Origin of the sequence: Acidovorax sp. A1169 (assembly GCF_030704685.1) — a bacterium.
Classification (GTDB): Bacteria; Pseudomonadota; Gammaproteobacteria; order Burkholderiales; family Burkholderiaceae_C; genus Acidovorax.
The window spans coordinates 77233-94950 of record NZ_JAUZDX010000003.1; the positions used below are offsets into that span (position 1 = coordinate 77233).

The 17718-nt window shown below is 68.5% G+C and carries 13 protein-coding genes; 8 read left to right on the forward strand and 5 right to left on the reverse strand.

Translation table 11 applies throughout. The features are described 5' to 3' along the window. Position 1: 1 nt before the first annotated feature. Complete coding sequence (locus tag QYL93_RS06375; protein WP_057203254.1) at positions 2-802, reverse strand: GntR family transcriptional regulator; 801 nt, start codon at positions 800-802, stop codon at positions 2-4. 348 nt (positions 803-1150) lie between these two features. On the opposite strand from QYL93_RS06375, the gene QYL93_RS06380 reads away from it, so the two are divergent. Genes QYL93_RS06380 through QYL93_RS06405 form a run of 6 tightly spaced genes read left to right on the forward strand, consistent with a single transcriptional unit; the run spans position 1151 to position 8736 of the window. Next, complete coding sequence (locus QYL93_RS06380; protein ID WP_305742869.1) at positions 1151-1861, forward strand: TetR/AcrR family transcriptional regulator; 711 nt, start codon at positions 1151-1153, stop codon at positions 1859-1861. A gap of 3 nt (positions 1862-1864) precedes the next feature. After that, positions 1865-3034: an efflux RND transporter periplasmic adaptor subunit gene (locus tag QYL93_RS06385; RefSeq protein ID WP_305742870.1), complete on the forward strand. Its 1170-nt coding sequence runs from the start codon at positions 1865-1867 to the stop codon at positions 3032-3034. A 6-nt stretch (positions 3035-3040) separates the two neighbouring features. After that, positions 3041-6241, forward strand: a complete 3201-nt coding sequence (locus QYL93_RS06390) for an efflux RND transporter permease subunit (RefSeq protein ID WP_305742871.1) — start codon at positions 3041-3043, stop codon at positions 6239-6241. Between the two features lie 23 nt (positions 6242-6264). Then, positions 6265-6975, forward strand: coding sequence for a protein-L-isoaspartate O-methyltransferase (locus QYL93_RS06395; RefSeq protein WP_305742872.1), 711 nt, complete (start codon positions 6265-6267; stop codon positions 6973-6975). 24 nt (positions 6976-6999) lie between these two features. Then, complete coding sequence (locus QYL93_RS06400; protein ID WP_305742873.1) at positions 7000-7353, forward strand: rhodanese-like domain-containing protein; 354 nt, start codon at positions 7000-7002, stop codon at positions 7351-7353. Positions 7354-7410: 57 nt separating this feature from the next. Beyond that, positions 7411-8736 (forward strand): TolC family outer membrane protein, encoded by a 1326-nt coding sequence (locus QYL93_RS06405; RefSeq protein ID WP_305742874.1) that lies wholly within the window; start codon positions 7411-7413, stop codon positions 8734-8736. A 9-nt stretch (positions 8737-8745) separates the two neighbouring features. On the opposite strand, the gene QYL93_RS06410 is transcribed toward QYL93_RS06405, so the two are convergent. Beyond that, positions 8746-10239, reverse strand: a complete 1494-nt coding sequence (locus tag QYL93_RS06410) for a CYTH and CHAD domain-containing protein (protein WP_305742875.1) — start codon at positions 10237-10239, stop codon at positions 8746-8748. A gap of 195 nt (positions 10240-10434) precedes the next feature. Between QYL93_RS06410 and QYL93_RS06415 the strand changes: the two genes are divergently transcribed. Then, positions 10435-12357, forward strand: a complete 1923-nt coding sequence (locus QYL93_RS06415; protein WP_305742876.1) for a PhoX family phosphatase — start codon at positions 10435-10437, stop codon at positions 12355-12357. Positions 12358-12428: 71 nt separating this feature from the next. On the opposite strand, the gene QYL93_RS06420 is transcribed toward QYL93_RS06415, so the two are convergent. From QYL93_RS06420 to QYL93_RS06430, 3 genes are read right to left on the reverse strand one after another with little or no spacing between them, the layout of a single operon-like run. Further along, positions 12429-13772, reverse strand: a complete 1344-nt coding sequence (locus QYL93_RS06420) for a 3-deoxy-D-manno-octulosonic acid transferase (RefSeq protein ID WP_305742877.1) — start codon at positions 13770-13772, stop codon at positions 12429-12431. An 8-nt stretch (positions 13773-13780) separates the two neighbouring features. After that, positions 13781-14548: a carbon-nitrogen hydrolase family protein gene (locus QYL93_RS06425; RefSeq protein ID WP_305742878.1), complete on the reverse strand. Its 768-nt coding sequence runs from the start codon at positions 14546-14548 to the stop codon at positions 13781-13783. Between the two features lie 50 nt (positions 14549-14598). Then, positions 14599-15987 carry a phosphomannomutase/phosphoglucomutase gene (locus QYL93_RS06430; protein ID WP_305742879.1) on the reverse strand — a complete coding sequence of 463 codons (1389 nt, stop codon included), beginning with the start codon at positions 15985-15987 and terminating at the stop codon, positions 14599-14601. 156 nt (positions 15988-16143) lie between these two features. Here QYL93_RS06430 and QYL93_RS06435 point away from each other — a divergent pair, with 156 nt between their 5' ends. Next, entirely contained in the window at positions 16144-17715 is a 1572-nt protein-coding gene (locus QYL93_RS06435) for a DNA-3-methyladenine glycosylase 2 family protein (protein ID WP_305742880.1), read from the forward strand. The last annotated feature ends 3 nt before the right edge of the window (positions 17716-17718 follow it).

Consider the following 17718-nt stretch of genomic DNA (forward strand, 5'->3'; position numbering starts at 1 on the left):
ATCAGTGGAACTGGGCCGACAGCTCTTTGCTGACCCAGACCTTGGCATCGATGCTGCCCACGCGGGACAGCTGCATCTCGTATTCATAGCGGTCCGGCCGGTACAGGCCGTGCAGCCACTGCACGGGCCGCTCCTGGTCGTCGTAGATCAGGCGCCGCACGGCCAGCAGGGCCGAGCCCACCGAGACATCGAGGTGGCGGGCCACCACGGCATCGGCCAGCCTGGCGGAAATGGTCTGGTGGGCGCGGCCGACCTTCACGCCGGATTCCTCCAGCAGCACCAGGATGGGCTTGCGCGCGAGTTCGCGGCGGCCAAACTGGCGGGCGATGTCGGCCGGTACATAGGTGGTGATGTGCGAGAGCGGGCCTTCGCGCGTGCTGCGCACCCGCACCGCCTTCTGCACCGAATCCCCCACGGTAATCTGCAAGGCCCCCGCCACGGCGCGCGAGGCGGTCACCGTCTCCACGTCGAGCACCTTGACGGACGTGCGCAGGCCCATGCTGACCAGGTTTTCGAGCAGGCCGGTAAGCTGGGCGCGGTTGCTGTGGGGGTGGCTCTCCTGGCCGCCCTGCCCTGCGTCGGGCTGGGGCACGGGCCGGGTGCCCCTGCCGGGCTGGCGGGAGATCAGGCCCTCGCCCTGCAACAGCTCCAGTGCACGGCGTACCGTCACGCGCGCCACGGAGAACTGCTGCATCAGCGCCAGCTCGCCCGGCAGGCCCGCGGCAAAACAGCCTTCCTGCAACTGCTCGCGCAGCACCAGGTAGATCTGGTGGTACTTGGGCAGTGGCAGCTTCGGCGACATGGGCCCATCGTCAAACATCCCTAATGTCCTGTCAATGAGACATTTGAGGCTATTTGGTCCTGTTTTAAGGACATTTGTCCCCAATAGCGACCGGCTGCAAGGCGCTCCCATTTTTGGAGCATGATCGCGCACCTGTTAGGGGCCTGGAAAGGCACCATGCACCGCCGTGGAGCACCCAGTCGCAGCCCCCGCCACAGCGATTTGGGGGAACGCATGCGTCGTTCATCGGGGTTTACCCCCGGAAGGCAACAACGCTCGGTCTTTTGTCTCGCGCGCCCACCGATCAATTGACTGGCGCAGGCGCACTTGCTATATTACTAACCAGTCAGTCATTAACTAGAAAGCCCCTTGAGCACCGTCCCAACCACCCCTTCTGCCGGCACCAAACGCGAGCGCCGCAAGGAAGCGCGCCCCGGCGAACTGCTGGAGGCTGCGCTTGACCTGTTCGTCGAAAAAGGCTTTGCTGCCACCCGGGTGGACGACGTCGCCGCGCGTGCCGGGGTGTCCAAGGGCACGCTGTTCCTCTACTTCCCCAGCAAGGAAGAGCTGTTCAAGGCGGTGGTGCGCCAGAACATCGTGGGCCGCTTCGAGGAATGGAGCCATGAGCTCGAAGCCTTCGAGGGCACGACCGGCGAACTGCTGCGCCACTGCTACCAGGTCTGGTGGGAGCGCATCGGCGCCACCAAGGCCTCGGGCATCACCAAGCTGATGTTCAGCGAATCGCAGAATTTCCCCGAGATCACCCTCTTCTACCAGCAGGAAGTGATCCAGCCCGGCCAGGACCTGGTGCGCCGCATCCTGCGCCGCGGCATCGCCCGCGGCGAATTCCGCCCCGTGAACCTCGACTACGCCGTGCACGTGGTGATGGCCCCGATGATCTTTCTGATGCTGTGGAAGCATTCCATGGGCGCCTGCATGCCCGATGCGCTGGAGCTCGGGCCCGAGAAGTTCATTGATGCACAGGTCGACAACGTGCTCTACGGCCTGTGCGCCCGCCCGGAAACGGGGCCTTTCGCCCCTGCCCCCGCTTCCCCTCCTCACTCTTCTTCTGCGGCCTGACCCATGAAACGCTGGATTCCCTGGCTGGCTGCGGCCGCCGTTGTCGTGCTGGTGGGGGGGGGTGCCTGGCGCGCCATGGCCGCGCGCCAGGCGCAGCAGAAAGCCCTGGCACAAGCGGCCAGCCAGCGCGCCGAGGCGCCCCTGCAACTGGCCGCCAGCGAACTGGTAGGCGTGCTGCGCAAGAGCCTGGTGCTGGGCGTGCCAGTGTCCGGCTCGCTGCGCGCCACCGAATCGGCCATGGTCAAGGCACGGGTGGCGGGTGAGCTGCAGGGCCTCACGGTGCGTGAAGGCGACAGCGTGCGCGCCGGCCAGGTGCTGGCCCGCATCGAGGCCACCGAATCGCAGGCGCGCCTGCGCCAGGCGCAGCAGCAGGCCGACGCGGCCAAGGCGCAGGTGGACATCAACCAGCGCACGGTCACCAACAACCAGGCCCTGGTGAACCAGGGCTTTATCTCGGCCACGGCCCTCGTCACCTCGCAGGCCAGCCTCGAATCGGCCCAATCCACCTACCGTGCGGCATTGGCCGCCGCCGATGTGGCCAAAAAGTCGCTCGACGACACGGTGCTTCGCAGCCCCATCAGCGGCCAGGTGTCGCAGCGCCTGGCCCAGCCGGGCGAGCGCATGCCCATCGATGGCCGCGTGCTGGAAGTGGTCGACCTTTCGCGCCTGGAGCTTGAAGCCCTGCTGAGCCCGGCCGACTCGCTGGCCGTGCGCGTGGGCCAGAAAGCGCAGTTGCAGATGGAAGGCAGCACCGAGCCCGTGGTGGCCACGGTGGCACGCATCAACCCCAGCGCCCAGGCCGGCAGCCGCACGGTGCCGGTGTACCTGGCCATCGCGCAGAACCGCGGCGCACCCGCGCTGCGCCAGGGCCTGTTCGTGCAGGGCCTGCTCGACACCGGCCGCGCCGACGTGCTGACCGTGCCACTCGATGCGGTGCGCACCGACAAGCCCGCGCCCTATATACAGGCGGTGCAGGGTGGCAAGGTGGCCTACCTGCCGGTCAAGACCGGGGCGCGCGCCGTGGTCGGCGGCCAGACCCTGGTCGCCATCGAGGGTGCACCCGAAGGCACGGTGGTGGTCTCGGGCCGCATGGGCCAGTTGCGCGAAGGCACGGCCGTCACCACGGCGGCAGCGCCCCCGGCAGCAGCTCCCGCATCGCGCGCCGCGCCCTGACCCGCCATGTGGTTCACCAAGGTCAGTCTCAAGAACCCGGTGTTCGCCACCATGGTGATGCTCGCCATCGTGGTGCTGGGCCTGTTTTCGTACCAGCGCCTGAAGGTCGACCAGTTCCCCAACATCGATTTTCCGGTGGTGGTGGTCACGGTGGACTACCCCGGCGCATCGCCCGAGATCGTCGAGAGCGAGGTCACCAAGAAGATTGAGGAAGGCGTCAACTCCATCGCCGGCATCAACGCCCTGACCTCGCGCAGCTACGAGGGCATGGCCGTCGTCATCATCGAGTTCCAGCTGCACATCGATGGCCGCAAGGCCGCCGAGGACGTGCGCGAGAAGGTGGCCACAGTGCGCCCCCTGCTGCGCACCGAGGTCAAGGAGCCGCGCGTGCTGCGCTTCGACCCCGCCAGCCGGGCCGTGTGGTCGCTGGCCGTGCTGCCCGATGCAAAAGACGGCGCACCTGCGCGCAGCGCAGTGGAGCTGACCACCTGGGCCGAGCAGATCCTGAAAAAGCGCCTGGAGAACGTGCGCGGCGTGGGCGCCGTGAACCTGGTGGGCGCCACCAAGCGCGAGATCAACATCTACCTGAACCCGCAGGCGCTCGAGGCCTTCGGCGTCACGCCCGACCAGGTGGCCAGTGCCGTGCGCAACGAGAACCAGGACCTGCCCGTGGGCGCCATCCGCTCGCTGGCGCAGGAGCGCGTGGTGCAGATCGACGCGCGCATGGAGCGGCCCGAGGACTTCGGCCGCATCATCGTGGCGCGCAAAAACGGCGCCCCCGTGCGCCTGGACCAGGTCGCCCGCGTCAACGACGGCGCGCAGGAGGTCGAGAGCCTGGCGCTGTACAACGGCCAGCGCACGCTGCTGCTGTCGGTGCAGAAGTCGCAGGGCGAGAACACCATCGAGGTGGTGGACGGTTTGAACGCGGCCGTCGTCGAGTTGCGCAACCAGTTGCCGCCCGGCGTGCGGCTGGAGACCATTGGCGACAGCGCGCGCCCCATCCGAGTGGCGGTGAACAACGTGCGCCAGACGCTGATCGAGGGTGCCATCCTCACGGTGCTGATCGTCTTTTTGTTCCTGAACTCCTGGCGCTCCACGGTGATCACGGGCCTCACCTTGCCCATTGCGCTGATCGGCACCTTTCTGTTCATGAACATGTTCGGCTTCACCATCAACATGATCACGCTGATGGCGCTGAGCCTGTGCGTGGGCCTGTTGATCGACGATGCCATCGTGGTGCGCGAGAACATCGTGCGCCACGTGCAGATGGGCAAGTCCGCCTACAACGCGGCCATGGACGGAACGCAGGAGATCGGCCTGGCAGTGCTGGCCACCACCTTGTCCATCGTGGCGGTGTTCATGCCCATCGGCTTCATGGGCGGCATCATCGGCAAGTTCTTCCACGAGTTCGGCATCACCATCGTGGCCGCCGTGATGATCTCGATGTTCGTGAGCTTCACGCTCGATCCCATGCTGTCGAGCATCTGGCACGACCCGAGCATCCACAGCCATGGCCAGAAGACGGGGCCCGTCACCTTCTACGACAAGACCATCGGCCGCGTCACGGGCTGGTTCGACCGCGCCACCGATGCCCTGGCCGAGGGCTACCAGCACATCCTGCGCTGGGCCCTGGTGCACAAGCTGACCACCATGGCGATTGCTCTGGCCATCTTCGTGCTGAGCATCTTCATGGTGCCGCTGCTCGGCACCGAGTTCGTGCCCAAGGCGGATTTCTCCGAGACCTCGATCAATTTCTACACGCCCGTGGGCTCGTCGCTCGAAGCCACCGAGGCCAAGGCTGCCCAGGTGGAGGCCATCCTGCACGAGCTGCCCGAGGTGCGCTACACGCTGTCCACCATCAACACCGGCAGCGCCCAGGGCAAGATCTACGCCAACATCTACGTGCGCCTGGTGGACCGCAAGGACCGCAGCCGCAGCGTGGACGCCATGTCCGACGTGCTGCGCGAGCGCCTGAAGACCGTGCCAGGCATCACCGTCACGCACGTGGGCCTGCTCGACGCCGTGGGCGGGCAAAAGCAGGTGGAGTTCTCGCTGCAGGGCCCGGACCTGCAGGAGCTCGAACGCCTGACGGCCACCGTGACCGGCAAGATCCGCAGCATCCCCGGCCTGGTGGACCTCGATACCAGCGCCAAGCCCAACAAGCCGGTGATCGCCCTCGATATCAAGCGCGACGCGGCCTCAGACCTGGGCCTGTCGGTGGCGCAGATGGCGGCATCGCTGCGCACCCTGGTGGCCGGCACCACGGTGGGCAACTGGCGCGCGCCCGACGACCAGACCTACGACGTGAACGTGCGCCTGGCGCCCGAGGCCCGCACCGCCCCGCAGGACCTGGAGCGCCTGCCCTTTGCCATGAGCGCCGCCGACGGCACGACGCGCATCGTGCGCCTGAACCAGGTGGCCAGCGTGACCGAATCGACCGGCGCCAACCAGATCAACCGCCGCGACCTGACGCGCGAGGTGGCCATCAATGCCAACGTGTCGCAGCGCTCGGCCGGCGAGGTGTCGGCGGACATCAAGACCGCGCTCGACAGCGTGAATTTTCCGCCGGGCTACCGCTACCAGTTCGGCGGCTCCACCAAGAACATGGCCGAATCCTTCGGCTACGCCATATCGGCGCTGGTGCTGGCCATCGTCTTCATCTACATGATCCTGGCCAGCCAGTTCAGGAGCTTTCTGCAGCCGCTGGCGCTCATGACCTCGCTGCCGCTCACCTTGATCGGCGTGGTGCTGGCGCTGATGATGTTCCGCTCCACGCTGTCGATGTTCTCCATCATCGGCGTGGTGATGCTGATGGGCCTGGTGACCAAGAACGCCATTTTGCTGGTGGACTTTGCCATCCGCGCCCGCGAGGAGCACACCGACGACACTGGTGCCACCGTGCCCGGCCTGCCCCGGGCCGATGCCCTGCTGCTGGCCGCCCGCGTGCGCCTGCGCCCCATCCTCATGACCACGCTGGCCATGATCTTCGGCATGGTGCCGCTGGCGTTTGCCCTGTCGGAGGGTTCCGAGCAGCGCGCCCCCATGGGCCAGGCCGTGATCGGGGGGGTCATCACCTCCTCGCTGCTGACCCTGGTGGTGGTTCCGGTGGTGTATTGCTACATGGACGATCTGGCGCGCTGGGCCCTGGCGCGCATGGGTCGCGGCCAGAAGGCGCCCGAGGCCCGTAAAATCGAGGGTTTGTCCTGACACCCGCCCCACGGAGAACTTCCATGAACATGCCACTGAACACGTCTGCCAACACCAGCGACCCCGTCGCCCAGGCCCGCTACAACATGATCGAGCAGCAGATCCGCCCCTGGAACGTGCTCGACTTCGACATCCTGGAGTTGTTGGCCGTGGTGCGCCGCGAGGAATTCGTGCCGCCGGCCTACCGCAGCCTGGCCTTCATGGACATCGAGGTGCCGCTCCTGGGCAGCGATGCCGAAGACGCCGTGCGCCTGGGCCACAGCATGCTGCAGCCCCGCGTGGAAGCCCGCATCCTGCAGGACCTGGCGATCAAGCCCACCGACCGCGTGCTCGAGATCGGTTCCGGCTCGGGCTACATGGCTGCGCTGCTGGCCGCCCGTGCGCAGCAGGTGGTGTCGATCGAGATCGTGCCCGAGCTGGCCGAAATGGCCCGCGAAAACCTGCTCAGCGCCGGTGTGCAGAACGCCGAAGTCCGCCTGGCCGACGGTGCCAACGGTACGACAGACGGCCCCTTCGACGTGATCGTGCTCAGCGGCTCCGTGGCCGAAGTGCCTGCTGCCCTTCTCTCGCACCTGCGCGACGGCGGTCGCCTGGGCGCCATCGTGGGCAACGACCCCGTGATGCGTTTCACCCTGACCCGCCGCACCGGCGACCGCTTCGAGACCACGTCGCCCTGGGACACCATCGCGCCGCGCCTGGTGGGCTTCCCTGAACCCTCCGGCTTCACTTTCTGACCTGCCTTCTCTGGAGTTTTTTGCATGATCGAGCACATCCGCCCCGCCCAACTCGCCGCCTGGTTCGCCACCGCCCCCGCTGGCAGCCGGCCCGTGGTGCTGGATGTGCGCGAGCCCTGGGAACTGCAGACGGCCAGCGTGCTCGCTGACGGGTTCGAGCTGGTGGCCATCCCCATGGGGCAGCTCACGGGCCGCCTGGCCGAACTCGATGCCGCCCGCGATGCGGGCACGCCCATCGCCTGCCTGTGCCACCACGGCGCACGCAGCCTGCGTGTGGCGGCGTTCCTTGAGCAACAGGGTTTCGAGCGGCTGGCCAACATCAGTGGCGGCATCGACGCCTGGTCGCATGAGAACGACCCGGCCGTGCCCCGCTATTGAAGGCCCCCAGTCTCTTTCGTCCCACCCCCGACATGCAGCTACTCCTGAAAGGCATCCATGACATCGTTCCGGCTACTTCCCCTGTCACTGGCGCTGGGCGCTGCCTTGTGCGCCCCCGCACAGGCCCAGAGCCTGACGGAGCTGTTGGAGTCTGCGCGCACCTATGACACGGCCTGGCAGTCGGCCCGGCTGCAGCTCGATGCCTCGGCCCGCCGCGCCGACCAGGCCCGCGCCGGCCTGCTGCCCAGCGCCGGCCTGTCGGCGGGTGTCTCGCGCGCCAACACCGATGTGAGCCGCCCGCCCATCGAGCGCACCGCCACCACCCAGACCCTGGGCGTGAATGCCTCGCAACCCCTGTACCGACCGGCCAACCGCATCAACCTGGAACAGGCCCAGCGCGGCGTGGACGTGGCCCAGGCCCAGCTCGACGCCGCCAGCCAGGACTTGCTGGTGCGCGTGAGCCAGGCGTACTTCGACGTGCTGGCCGCGCAGGACACGCTGACCTTCGTGCAAGCGCAAAAGGCCGCCGTGTCCGAGCAACTGGCCTCGGCCAAGCGCAACTTCGAGGTCGGCACCTCCACCGTGACCGACTCGCGCGAAGCGCAGGCCCGCTACGACCTGGTCATCGCCCAGGAAATCGCGGCCGAGAACGACATGCGCGTGAAGAAGCTCGCGCTGGACCAACTCGTGGGCATCACGGGCACGCAACCCAAGCCCCTGGCCCTGCCACTGCTGCTCGCCCCAGTGCAGCCCGACAACGTGATTACCTGGGTGGACACCGCCCGCGAGCTGCAGCCCGGCGTGCGCCAAGCCGCGATTGCGCTGGACATCGCGCGCCTGGAAACCAAGAAGGCCGAAACCGGCCACCTGCCCACCGTGGACCTGCAGGCCGGCTACAACATCCAGCGCAACCCCACGGGCACCATCACCGCGCCGGGCATTAACAGCCGCACCAACAACGCCAGCCTGGGCGTGGCCTTCAACCTGCCGCTGTTTGCCGGTTTCTCGGTGCAAAACCGCGTCAAGGAAACCCTGGCCCTGGAAGAAAAGGCCAGCGCCGACCTGGAGACCACGCGCCGCAACGTGGCCCAGGCTACCCGCGCCGCCTTCTTCGGCGTGCAGTCGGGCCAGGGCCAGGTGCAGGCCCTGCAGGCCGCCGAGGCATCGAGCCAAAGCGCGCTGGATGCCAACAAGCTGGGTTACCAGGTGGGTGTGCGCATCAACATCGACGTGCTCAATGCCCAGAGCCAGCTGTTCCAGACCAAGCGCGACCTGGCCCAGGCCCGCTACAACGTGCTGCTGGGCACGCTCAAGCTGCGCCAGGCCGCCGGCACGCTCACCATCGAAGACGTGCAGGCCATCAACGCCCTGCTCACGCCCTGACATCAGCCTTCAAGACTTGCGAAAGCGCGGGCCCTCTCCCATCCGGGAGAGGGCCTTTTTCGTGGCCTTGACCGACGGCCCTCGCCGCGCCGCAAGCCAGCCCACACCGAACCAGGCCTTGGGGTCCTCGGCTGCCATGCTGCGGTAGAGCTCGCTGGCCACCTGCTCGTCGTTGAGCCGGCCCAGCGCGGACAAGGCCGGTTGAAGGCTGGCCAGGAAATCGTCCGCCCCGCCCTCGAGCGCCGGCGCCACGAACTCGGCCAGGAAGCGCAGGCGCTTCAAGCGCTTGCGCACGCGGTGCTGCTCCTCGACCGACAGGGATTCGAAGCGGCGCGCATCCCGGTGGACCTTGGTGCGCAGCGCCTGCATGCGCTTGTGCAAATACCGCCGCACCTTGGCTGCGCCCAGTGCGCCATCGTCCTCGACCACAAGGGCCTGGGCCGTGAAACCCATCAGGCCGATCAGCACGGCCTGAAAGGCAGGCGTGCTGACGATGGCGAGGGGCGATGCACTCGTGCCCGCAGGCGGGGCCGCAGATTTCGGTGCCCCCGCCTCGCGCAGTTCGGCGCCTATGGAGTCCAGCGTCTGCTCCCGGTCGCGCAGTTGGCCCAGGCGGCGGAACACATCGACCAGCGGTGGCTCCCATGCGGGATCGAAGCGGCCCGGCGCCAGCGCATCGAGTTCGCGCAGTGCCGTGCGCAGGCGCCGGATGCCGATGCGCAACTGGTGCACATGCTCTTCGCCGGCCGAGCCTTCCACGATTTCGCTGGCATTGGCCAGGATTTGCGCCAGGCAATTGGCCACCGCAGCGCGCTGCAGGTTCGCCCCCTTGAGAAACTGCTTTTTACGGCTGCCGGCGGCCATGGGCCGGGCCTTGGCAGCGGGCCTTGCCCATTGCGCGGCCATGAGCCGCTCGCCGCGCTCGGCCTTGGACACCGTGTTCAGCACCAGGCCATGCTGGGCCGCCCACTGCGTGGCCACTTCGATAAGGCCCGCCACCGGACCCTCCTTGAGCTCCAGTTCCAGTTCGCACACCGGTGCCTGCTTTTCCTGCGCCGTGCCGCCATGGGCCACGATGCGGCCGAGATCGAACGCCAGCTCGACCACACCGCCCCGAAAGGCCAGGTCGCGCGTGACGCGGTCGATCTCGGTGCGGTAGGTCTCCAGCAGCGGACCATCCGCGCTGTCCAGCGCCGCGCGCAGGCGCTCACCGGCCTTAGTGCCCGCATGCAGCGCCGGGCGCGCCAACGCCGAGGGTGTGTCGACGCTGACGTTGTGCTCCTCTCGGTCCAGCGGGCCATCGCCCATGGCCTTGACCGTCTGCACCCAATGCCCGCCCTCGTTGCGCAGGCGCAGGGCAATGCCGCGCGACGACAAGGCCTTGTCGGCCGTGTCGAAGTAGCGCGCCTCCAGCCGGATGGCGGTGGACGTACCCCGACGGGCCGCTGCCTTCACGGCGGCCAAACGCTTGGTGGGGATGGTGAATTTGAATTCGACTTCCATGCTTTATTTTCTCGGTGATCGGGCCCGATCCAGGCCGTGTGCCTGTCATCAAACCGCCATCTTCGCACCCTAAGCTGCTGGCGCCAGGGCGCTTGGCGTGGCCTTGCTCCGTTGCAGCCAGCGCATCGGGGCCCTTGCTGCGGCATTGTCCCCTGACCGACAAAAACAATCCCCCTCCCCCACCGAAAGATTCTCATGGCCAAGGACTTCGCCACGATGGAAGACAGCAACCGCTCGGGCAACCCCAGCATCCACGAGGTGTCGGCGCTGCGCCGGCGCACCGTGCTGGGCGGTGGCCTGGCCTCGGCCGTCGGCGGCCTGCTGGCGCCGCTGGCCGCCGTGTCGCTGCCCGGTTGTGCAAGCACCGGCATCGCCAGCGGCCCGCTGCTGGGCTTCAAGAGCGTGCCCCTGGGCACGGCCGACCGCATCGTCGTGCCCGAAGGCTATATAGCCCAGACCATCGCTCCCTGGGGCGACCCGGTGGGCCTGTCAGGCGAAAGCCCAGCCTTCAAGGAGAACGGCACCAACACCGCCGCCGAGCAGGAGGCGCAGTTCGGCATGCACCACGACGGCATCCACTTCTACGCCCAGGAAGGCAGCCGCCAGGGGCTTTTGGTGATGAACCACGAGTACACCGACGATGGCCTGCTGCACGCCGATGGCATGAAGACCTGGACGGCCGAGAAGGTGCGCAAGTCCCAGGCCGCGCACGGTGTTTCGGTGGTGGAAGTCGAGCAGAAGGCCGATGGCCAGTGGGACGTGGTGCGCCCCTCCCCCTGGGCGCGGCGCATCACGGCGCGCACGCCCATGGCCTTCGGCGGCCCTGCGGCTGGGCACGCCCTGCTGCGCACGGCAGCGGACCCAGCCGGCAAACTGCCGCTCGGAACGCTCAACAACTGCGGCAGCGGCATGACCCCCTGGGGAACCTACCTGACATGCGAAGAGAACTTCATCTTCTATTTCAAGGGCCCCGACACCCCGAACGCCCACGAGACCCGCTGGGGACTGCGCAAGGGCGAGCCTGCGGGCTACCGCTGGGCCGAGCACGACGCGCGTTTCGATGCCACAAAGAACCCCAACGAACCCAACCGATTTGGCTGGATCGTGGAGATCGACCCGTTCAACCCCAGCTCCACCCCCGTCAAGCGCACCGCGCTGGGCCGTGCGGCACATGAAGGCGCCACCGTGGCGGTGACCAAGGACGGACGCGCCGTCGTCTATTCCGGCGAGGATGCCCGATTCGAGTACATCTACAAATTCGTGAGCCGGGATGCGATCCGCAAGGGCGGCGCGCGTGAAAACGCCGACCTGCTCGACCACGGCACCCTGTACGTCGCGAAGTTCAACGCCGATGGCAGCGGCCAGTGGCTGGCCCTCACCCATGGCCAGGGCCCGCTCAACGCCGCCAATGGTTTTGCCGATGCCGGCGAGGTGATGGTCAAGACGCGCCAGGCCAGCGACCTGCTGGGCGCCACCAAGATGGACCGGCCCGAGTGGATTGCCGTGGGCAAGGACGGCGCCGTCTACTGCACGCTGACCAACAACAGCAGCCGCGGCACCCCCGGCCAGCCCGGCGTGGATGCCGCCAACCCGCGCGTGAACAACAGCATGGGCAACATCATCCGCTGGAAGGAAACCGGCGACTTCGATGGCGCCCGCTTCCAGTGGGACCACTTCATCCTGGCGGGTGACCCCGCCAACGAGCGGCAGGACGCCAAAGGCAGCGTGAAAGGCGACATGTTCGCCTGCCCCGATGGCCTGTGGGCCGACGCCCGCGGCGTGCTCTGGGTGCAGACCGACATGTCCACCTCGGCCATGGGCAAGGGCGACCTGGCGCGCCTGGGCAACAACGCCATGCTGGCGGCCGACCCGCGCACAGGCGAGGTGCGCCGCTTCCTGGTGGGCCCCTCGGGCTGCGAGATCACCGGTGCGACGATGACACCCGATGGCAAGACGATGTTCATCAACATCCAGCACCCTGGAGAGAGCCCGAGCGAGCGCAGCGACCCCAGCGAGCCGCGCAAGTTCTCGAATTGGCCCGACCAGCGCCCCGCTGGCCGGCCGCGTTCGGCCACGGTGGTGATCCGCAAGGCCGATGGGGGTGTGGTCGGGACGTAAGGCAATCGGGGCCTGTACGCAACACAGGGTCAGCCAGATTGCAGGGCGCTCACGCCAGCGACGGCTGCGGCTCAGGCATTGGCGTCTTCTTCGTGCCGCCCCACCGTGCGCTGGCGCACCAGCTGCAGCAGTTCCCGCACCGTGGCGCGGGCAGCACCCCGGTGCTGGCGCGCAAAGCGGGCCGCGCGCTCGCTGGCAGCCGCTTGCTGCACGGGGTTGCGCGCCAGTTGCATGGCCTGCGCAACCCCGGCCGTGAGGTCGGGCACGCGCTGCGCCGCCCCGGCGGCGCAGGCCAGCTCGGCGGCCTCTGCAAAATTGAAGGTGTGCGGGCCCAGCACCACGGGGCAGCCGCAGGCGGCGGCCTCGATCAGGTTCTGTCCACCCAGGGGGGCGAAGCTGCCGCCCAGCAACGCCACGTCGGCCATGCCGTAATACAGCGACATTTCGCCCAGCGAGTCGCCCAGCCACACGTCCGCCGGTTCGGGCTGCAGGCTCCAGGTGCTGCGGCGCGATACCGTGAGGCCGGCGCCCTGGAGCAGTTGCTGCACTTCATCGAAGCGCTGCGGATGCCGGGGCACGAGCAGCCATTGCACGGGTTGCGCAGCATCTGCGCGGGAGGTGATCCAGGCGCGCACCGCGTCCAGCCACAGCGCCTCTTCGCCTTCGCGGCTGCTGGCCAGCATGGCCACCGGGCGCAGGGCCTGCACGCGCCAGGCACGCCCCAGCTCCAGCTGCGCCGCATCGGGCACCACATCGAACTTGAGGTTGCCGAACACCCCGTGCACCTGCGCGCCAATGGCATGCAGGCGTTCGGCGTCGTCCTCGGTCTGGGCATACACCGCCGTCAGCGCCGCATAGGCCGGGCGCGCCAGGGGAGACACGCGCCGGGCCTTACGCAGTGAGTGTTCATTGAAGCGGGCGTTGACCAGCACCAGCGGCACGCCGCGCTGCCGGCAGGCGGCCACCAGATTGGGCCAGACCTCGGTTTCCATCAGAATGCCGATGGCCGGGCGGAACTGGCGCAAAAAGCGCAGCACGGCCCCCTGGGTGTCCCACGGCTGCCACACCTGCACGTCGCCCGCCTGCAGCAGCTTTTCCCCCTCGGCACGGCCGGTGGCGGTGCCGTGGGTGAGCAGCAGGCGCATGCCGGGCAGTTGGGCACGCAACTCGGTCAGCAAGATGGCGGCTGCGCGCGTCTCGCCCAGCGACACGGCATGGATCCAGACGAACTGGCCCAGCGGGTCGGTGCTGCTGTGCAGCACCAGGCTGTCGATGGGCTGCGGGTAGCGGCCAAAGCGCTCGCCCACGGCCACGGCATAGCCGGGCTCGGCAGCGGCGCGGCGGCGCAGCTTGCGCCGCAGCAGGGGCTGGGCCGCCCAGGTGACCATGGAATACAGCGCGCGTGCGGTGGTCATGCGGGGTCTCATTGCGCGACGACGTCGACCACGCGGCCCTGCCATGCCAGGCCCTGGCGGGAGGCAATGACCAGGCAGGCCCCTGCCCCCGGTGCGGCCACGACTGCCTCGCCCCCCGGCGCCCAGAAGGCGCTGCGGCCTGCGCAGACATAGCCGCCCGTGGGCGCGCCATGGTTGGCCATCAGCACGCCCAGGCCCAGGTCGGCCGCGTAGCCCTGCAACTGGCTGGAATCCCTGGCATACCCACCCTCGGAGATCACCGAACCGCAGGCATACAGTGCCGCCCCGCCATGGCGTGCCGCCAGGGCATGTTCAGGGTGCGTGGTGTCGGCACACACCGCCAGCCCCGTGGGCTGCCCCGCAAGCGTGCGCAGGAAAACATCTTCGTTGCCCGCACTGGCAAACTGCTCTTCGCCAGGATGCAGGTAGCGCTTGCGGTACAGCGCAGCGCTGCCATCGGCCCCAAACACCCAGGCGCCGATGGCCGGCTTGTCCCCCGCCACCACCGGGGCCACGGGTGCGCCCACCACCAGCGCCATGCCGGTGGCACGGGCGGCGTCGCGCAGGGGCGCGAGCGCGGCGTCCTGCGCATCCAGCACCAGGCCGGCCACCAGCGAAGGCTCATAGCCGGTGAGCGACAGCTCGGGAAACACCAGCAGCTGCACGCCATGGCGGGCTGCTTCGTGCACCATGGACAGGTGCCCCTGCACATTGGCCCGTACTTCACCGGGAGCGGAAATCGACTGCGCTGCGGCGATGCACAGCAAGGAAGGCATGGGGGTGGTCAAGGAGAACGCGTTCGCAAAAATGGGATCGGGCCTGTAAATCAGTGGGCGGCTGCACCCAGCTTCGCGTCGGGCTTGACCCGGTGCAGCAATGCCAGCATGGCCGCCTCGATGCGCGCCAGCGCCTCCTCGGTATGGCCCTCGAAGCGCAGCACCAGCACCGGCGTGGTGTTGCTGGCACGGATCAGGCCAAAGCCGTCCGGCCAGTCCACGCGCAGGCCGTCGATGGTGTTGACCTTGGCAGGTTCACTGAAGGTGCCGGCCGCCAGGGCCTGCAACTCGGCCGTGAGGCGGTGCGGTTCGCCCTCGGCGCACGAGACGTTGAGTTCGGGGGTCGAAAAGCTGGTGGGCAGTGCATTGAGCACGGCGCTCGGGTCGGCATGGCGGCTCAATATCTCGAGCAGGCGGCAGCCGGCGTAGGTGCCGTCGTCAAAACCGTACCAGCGCTCCTTGAAGAAGATGTGGCCGCTCATCTCGCCGCCCAGGGGCGAGTCGAGCTCCTTCATGCGCGCCTTGATCAGCGAGTGGCCGGTCTTGAACATTACCGGCACGCCGCCCGCAGCGGCAATGGCAGGCGCCAGGCGCTGGGTGCACTTCACGTCGAAGAGGATGTTGCCACCGGGCACGCGAGAGAGCACGTCCTGGGCGAACAGCATCATCTGCCGGTCGGGAAAGATGTTGACGCCGTCGCGTGTGACGATGCCCAGGCGGTCGCCATCACCGTCGAAGGCCAGGCCCAATTCGGCGTCGCTGCCCTGCAGCGCGGCGATCAGGTCGCGCAGGTTTTCGGGCTTGCTCGGATCGGGGTGGTGGTTCGGAAAATTGCCGTCCACCTCCGAAAACAGCTCGATCACCTCGCAGCCCAGGGCGCGGAAGATGCCCGGGGCCGTGGCGCCGGCAATGCCATTGCCGCAGTCGACCACGATCTTGAGCGGGCGGGCGAGCTTCACGTCACCGGTGATGCGCTCGCGGTAGGCGGGGAGCACGTCCACATGGCGCACGCTGCCACCGGACGCAAGCTGCCAACTCTCTTCTTCCATGGTGCGGCGCAGGGACTGGATCTCCTCGCCATAGATGGCACGGCCGTTGAGCACCATCTTGAAGCCGTTGTAGTCGCGCGGGTTGTGGCTACCCGTGACCTGGATGCCGCTCTTGCACAGTGTGCTGGCGGCAAAGTACAACAGAGGGGTGGTGACCATGCCCACGTCGATCACCTCGATGCCCGCCTCCACCAGCCCCTGGATCAGCGCGGCCGACATGGCCGGGCCGGACAGGCGGCCGTCGCGGCCCACTGCCACGGCCGTCTGGCCTTCGGCGCGGGCTGCCGTGCCAAAGGCACGGCCCAGGCCCAGGGCGACTTCTTCGTTCAGGGTCGACGGCACGATGCCGCGGATGTCATAGGCTTTGAAAATGGCAGGCGTGGGTTGCACGTGGGGGGCCTTTGCTGTGAGCGTTGGAACGGTGCGCTGGATTGTAGGGGGCACCCCATGCTGCGCCGGGATGCCCCTCAACGGTAGACCGGAGCGCGCCGAGGCACATGTCCGAAAACGGCCAGACTGCTTGTAGGCGGGCCCTATCATTCCCCCATGCCCCAGCCACCCAGACCCCTCGCCCCGCCATTGTCCGCCGCTCCGGCGGCGGAGGACGAGGGCCGCTACCTGGCCCTGCAGACCCGCGATGCCCGGTTCGACGGGCGCTTCTTAACAGGCGTGACGTCCACCGGCATCTACTGCCGCCCCGTGTGCTCGGTGCGCACGCCGCGGCGCGAGAACTGCCGCTTCTTTGCCATGGCAGCGCAGGCCGAAAGCGCGGGTTTTCGGCCCTGCCTGCGCTGCCGGCCCGAGCTGGCGCCGCAGTCCCTGGCCTGGTCGGTGCAGGACGCCTCGGGCATCCTGGTGCAGCAGGCCGTGCGCCTGCTCGACGCTCCCGAGGGCTGGGCACGGGACAACACCCAGGGGGCCACCGTCGCCCGGCTGGCCGAACGCCTGGGCGTGAGCGACCGGCACCTGCGCCGCATCTTCGAGGCGGCCCTGGGCGTCTCCCCGCTTCAGTACCTGCAGACGCGGCGCCTGCTCACCGCCAAGCAGTTGCTGACCGATACCCCCCTGCCCATCACCCAGGTGGCGCTGTCCAGCGGCTTTGGCAGCGTGCGCCGCTTCAACGCCGCGTTTGCAGAACACTACGGGCTCAACCCCACCCAGTTGCGCAAGAGCGGCAGCGTGGAAGGGACCGGCAGCACGGGCACGCTGCGCCTGGCCTACCGCCCGCCGCTCGACGTGGCGGCGTTGCTTGCCTTCTTCGAGCGCCGTCGCTTCCTGGGGGTGGAATGGGTGCAGCAGGAGGGCGACGGCGCCCCCGCCCTGCGCCGCACGGTGCGCCTGGCCCCCGCCGTGACCGGCGGGCTGGAAGCCACCGGCTGGCTCAGCGCCCGCTTCGACACCACCCGCCACCAGGTGCTGCTGCAAACCAGCGACAGCCTGTACCCGGTGCTGCCCGTGGTGATCGCCCGGGTGCGCGCCATGCTCGACCTGGATGCCGAGCCCAGCGCCATCAACGCGGTGCTGCACGGGCGCTTCCCCGACGGCGACGGCCTGCGTGTGCCCGGGGCCTTCGATGGCTTCGAGCTGGCCGTGCGCGCCGTGCTGGGCCAGCAGATCACCGTGGCCGCCGCCCGCACGCTGGGCCAGCGGCTGGTGGAGCGGCTGGGCGAGCCGATTGCCACGCCCTGGCCCGAGCTGAGCCGGCTGTTCCCGCCCCCCTCCGTGCTGGCCCGTGTCGAAGGCGACGTGCTCGGTCAGATGGGCATCGTGCGCCAGCGCCAGGCGGCCATCGTGGCCCTGGCGCAGGCGGTGGACAGCGGGGACCTGGCCCTGCATGCCGGTGCCGACGTGGCCGCCACGACAGCAGCGCTGTGCGCCCTGCCCGGCATTGGCGACTGGACCGCCCAGTACATCGCCATGCGCGTGCTGCGCTGGCCCGACGCCTTCCCGGCGGGCGACGTGGCACTGCACAAGGCCCTGGGCGTGCAGGGCCAGAAAAACCCGGCCCGCACCGCCACCGAGGCATCGGCGGCCTGGCGCCCGTGGCGCAGCTACGCCGTGCTGCGCGCCTGGGCGGAGCTGCCCCTGCCCGGCGCTGCTGCACAAAAACCCCTCTGAACC

Excerpts from the sequence above, each read along its gene's own strand:
- QYL93_RS06425 (WP_305742878.1), bottom strand. The coding sequence starts at position 14,548 with ATGCCTTCCTTGCTGTGCATCGCCGCAGCGCAGTCGATTTCCGCTCCC.
- QYL93_RS06435 (WP_305742880.1), top strand. The coding sequence starts at position 16,144 with ATGCCCCAGCCACCCAGACCCCTCGCCCCGCCATTGTCCGCCGCTCCG.
- QYL93_RS06385 (WP_305742870.1), top strand. The coding sequence starts at position 1,865 with ATGAAACGCTGGATTCCCTGGCTGGCTGCGGCCGCCGTTGTCGTGCTG.
- QYL93_RS06390 (WP_305742871.1), top strand. The coding sequence starts at position 3,041 with ATGTGGTTCACCAAGGTCAGTCTCAAGAACCCGGTGTTCGCCACCATG.
- QYL93_RS06420 (WP_305742877.1), bottom strand. The coding sequence starts at position 13,772 with ATGACCACCGCACGCGCGCTGTATTCCATGGTCACCTGGGCGGCCCAG.
- QYL93_RS06395 (WP_305742872.1), top strand. The coding sequence starts at position 6,265 with ATGAACATGCCACTGAACACGTCTGCCAACACCAGCGACCCCGTCGCC.
- QYL93_RS06415 (WP_305742876.1), top strand. The coding sequence starts at position 10,435 with ATGGCCAAGGACTTCGCCACGATGGAAGACAGCAACCGCTCGGGCAAC.
- QYL93_RS06375 (WP_057203254.1), bottom strand. The coding sequence starts at position 802 with ATGTCGCCGAAGCTGCCACTGCCCAAGTACCACCAGATCTACCTGGTG.
- QYL93_RS06405 (WP_305742874.1), top strand. The coding sequence starts at position 7,411 with ATGACATCGTTCCGGCTACTTCCCCTGTCACTGGCGCTGGGCGCTGCC.
- QYL93_RS06400 (WP_305742873.1), top strand. The coding sequence starts at position 7,000 with ATGATCGAGCACATCCGCCCCGCCCAACTCGCCGCCTGGTTCGCCACC.
- QYL93_RS06410 (WP_305742875.1), bottom strand. The coding sequence starts at position 10,239 with ATGGAAGTCGAATTCAAATTCACCATCCCCACCAAGCGTTTGGCCGCC.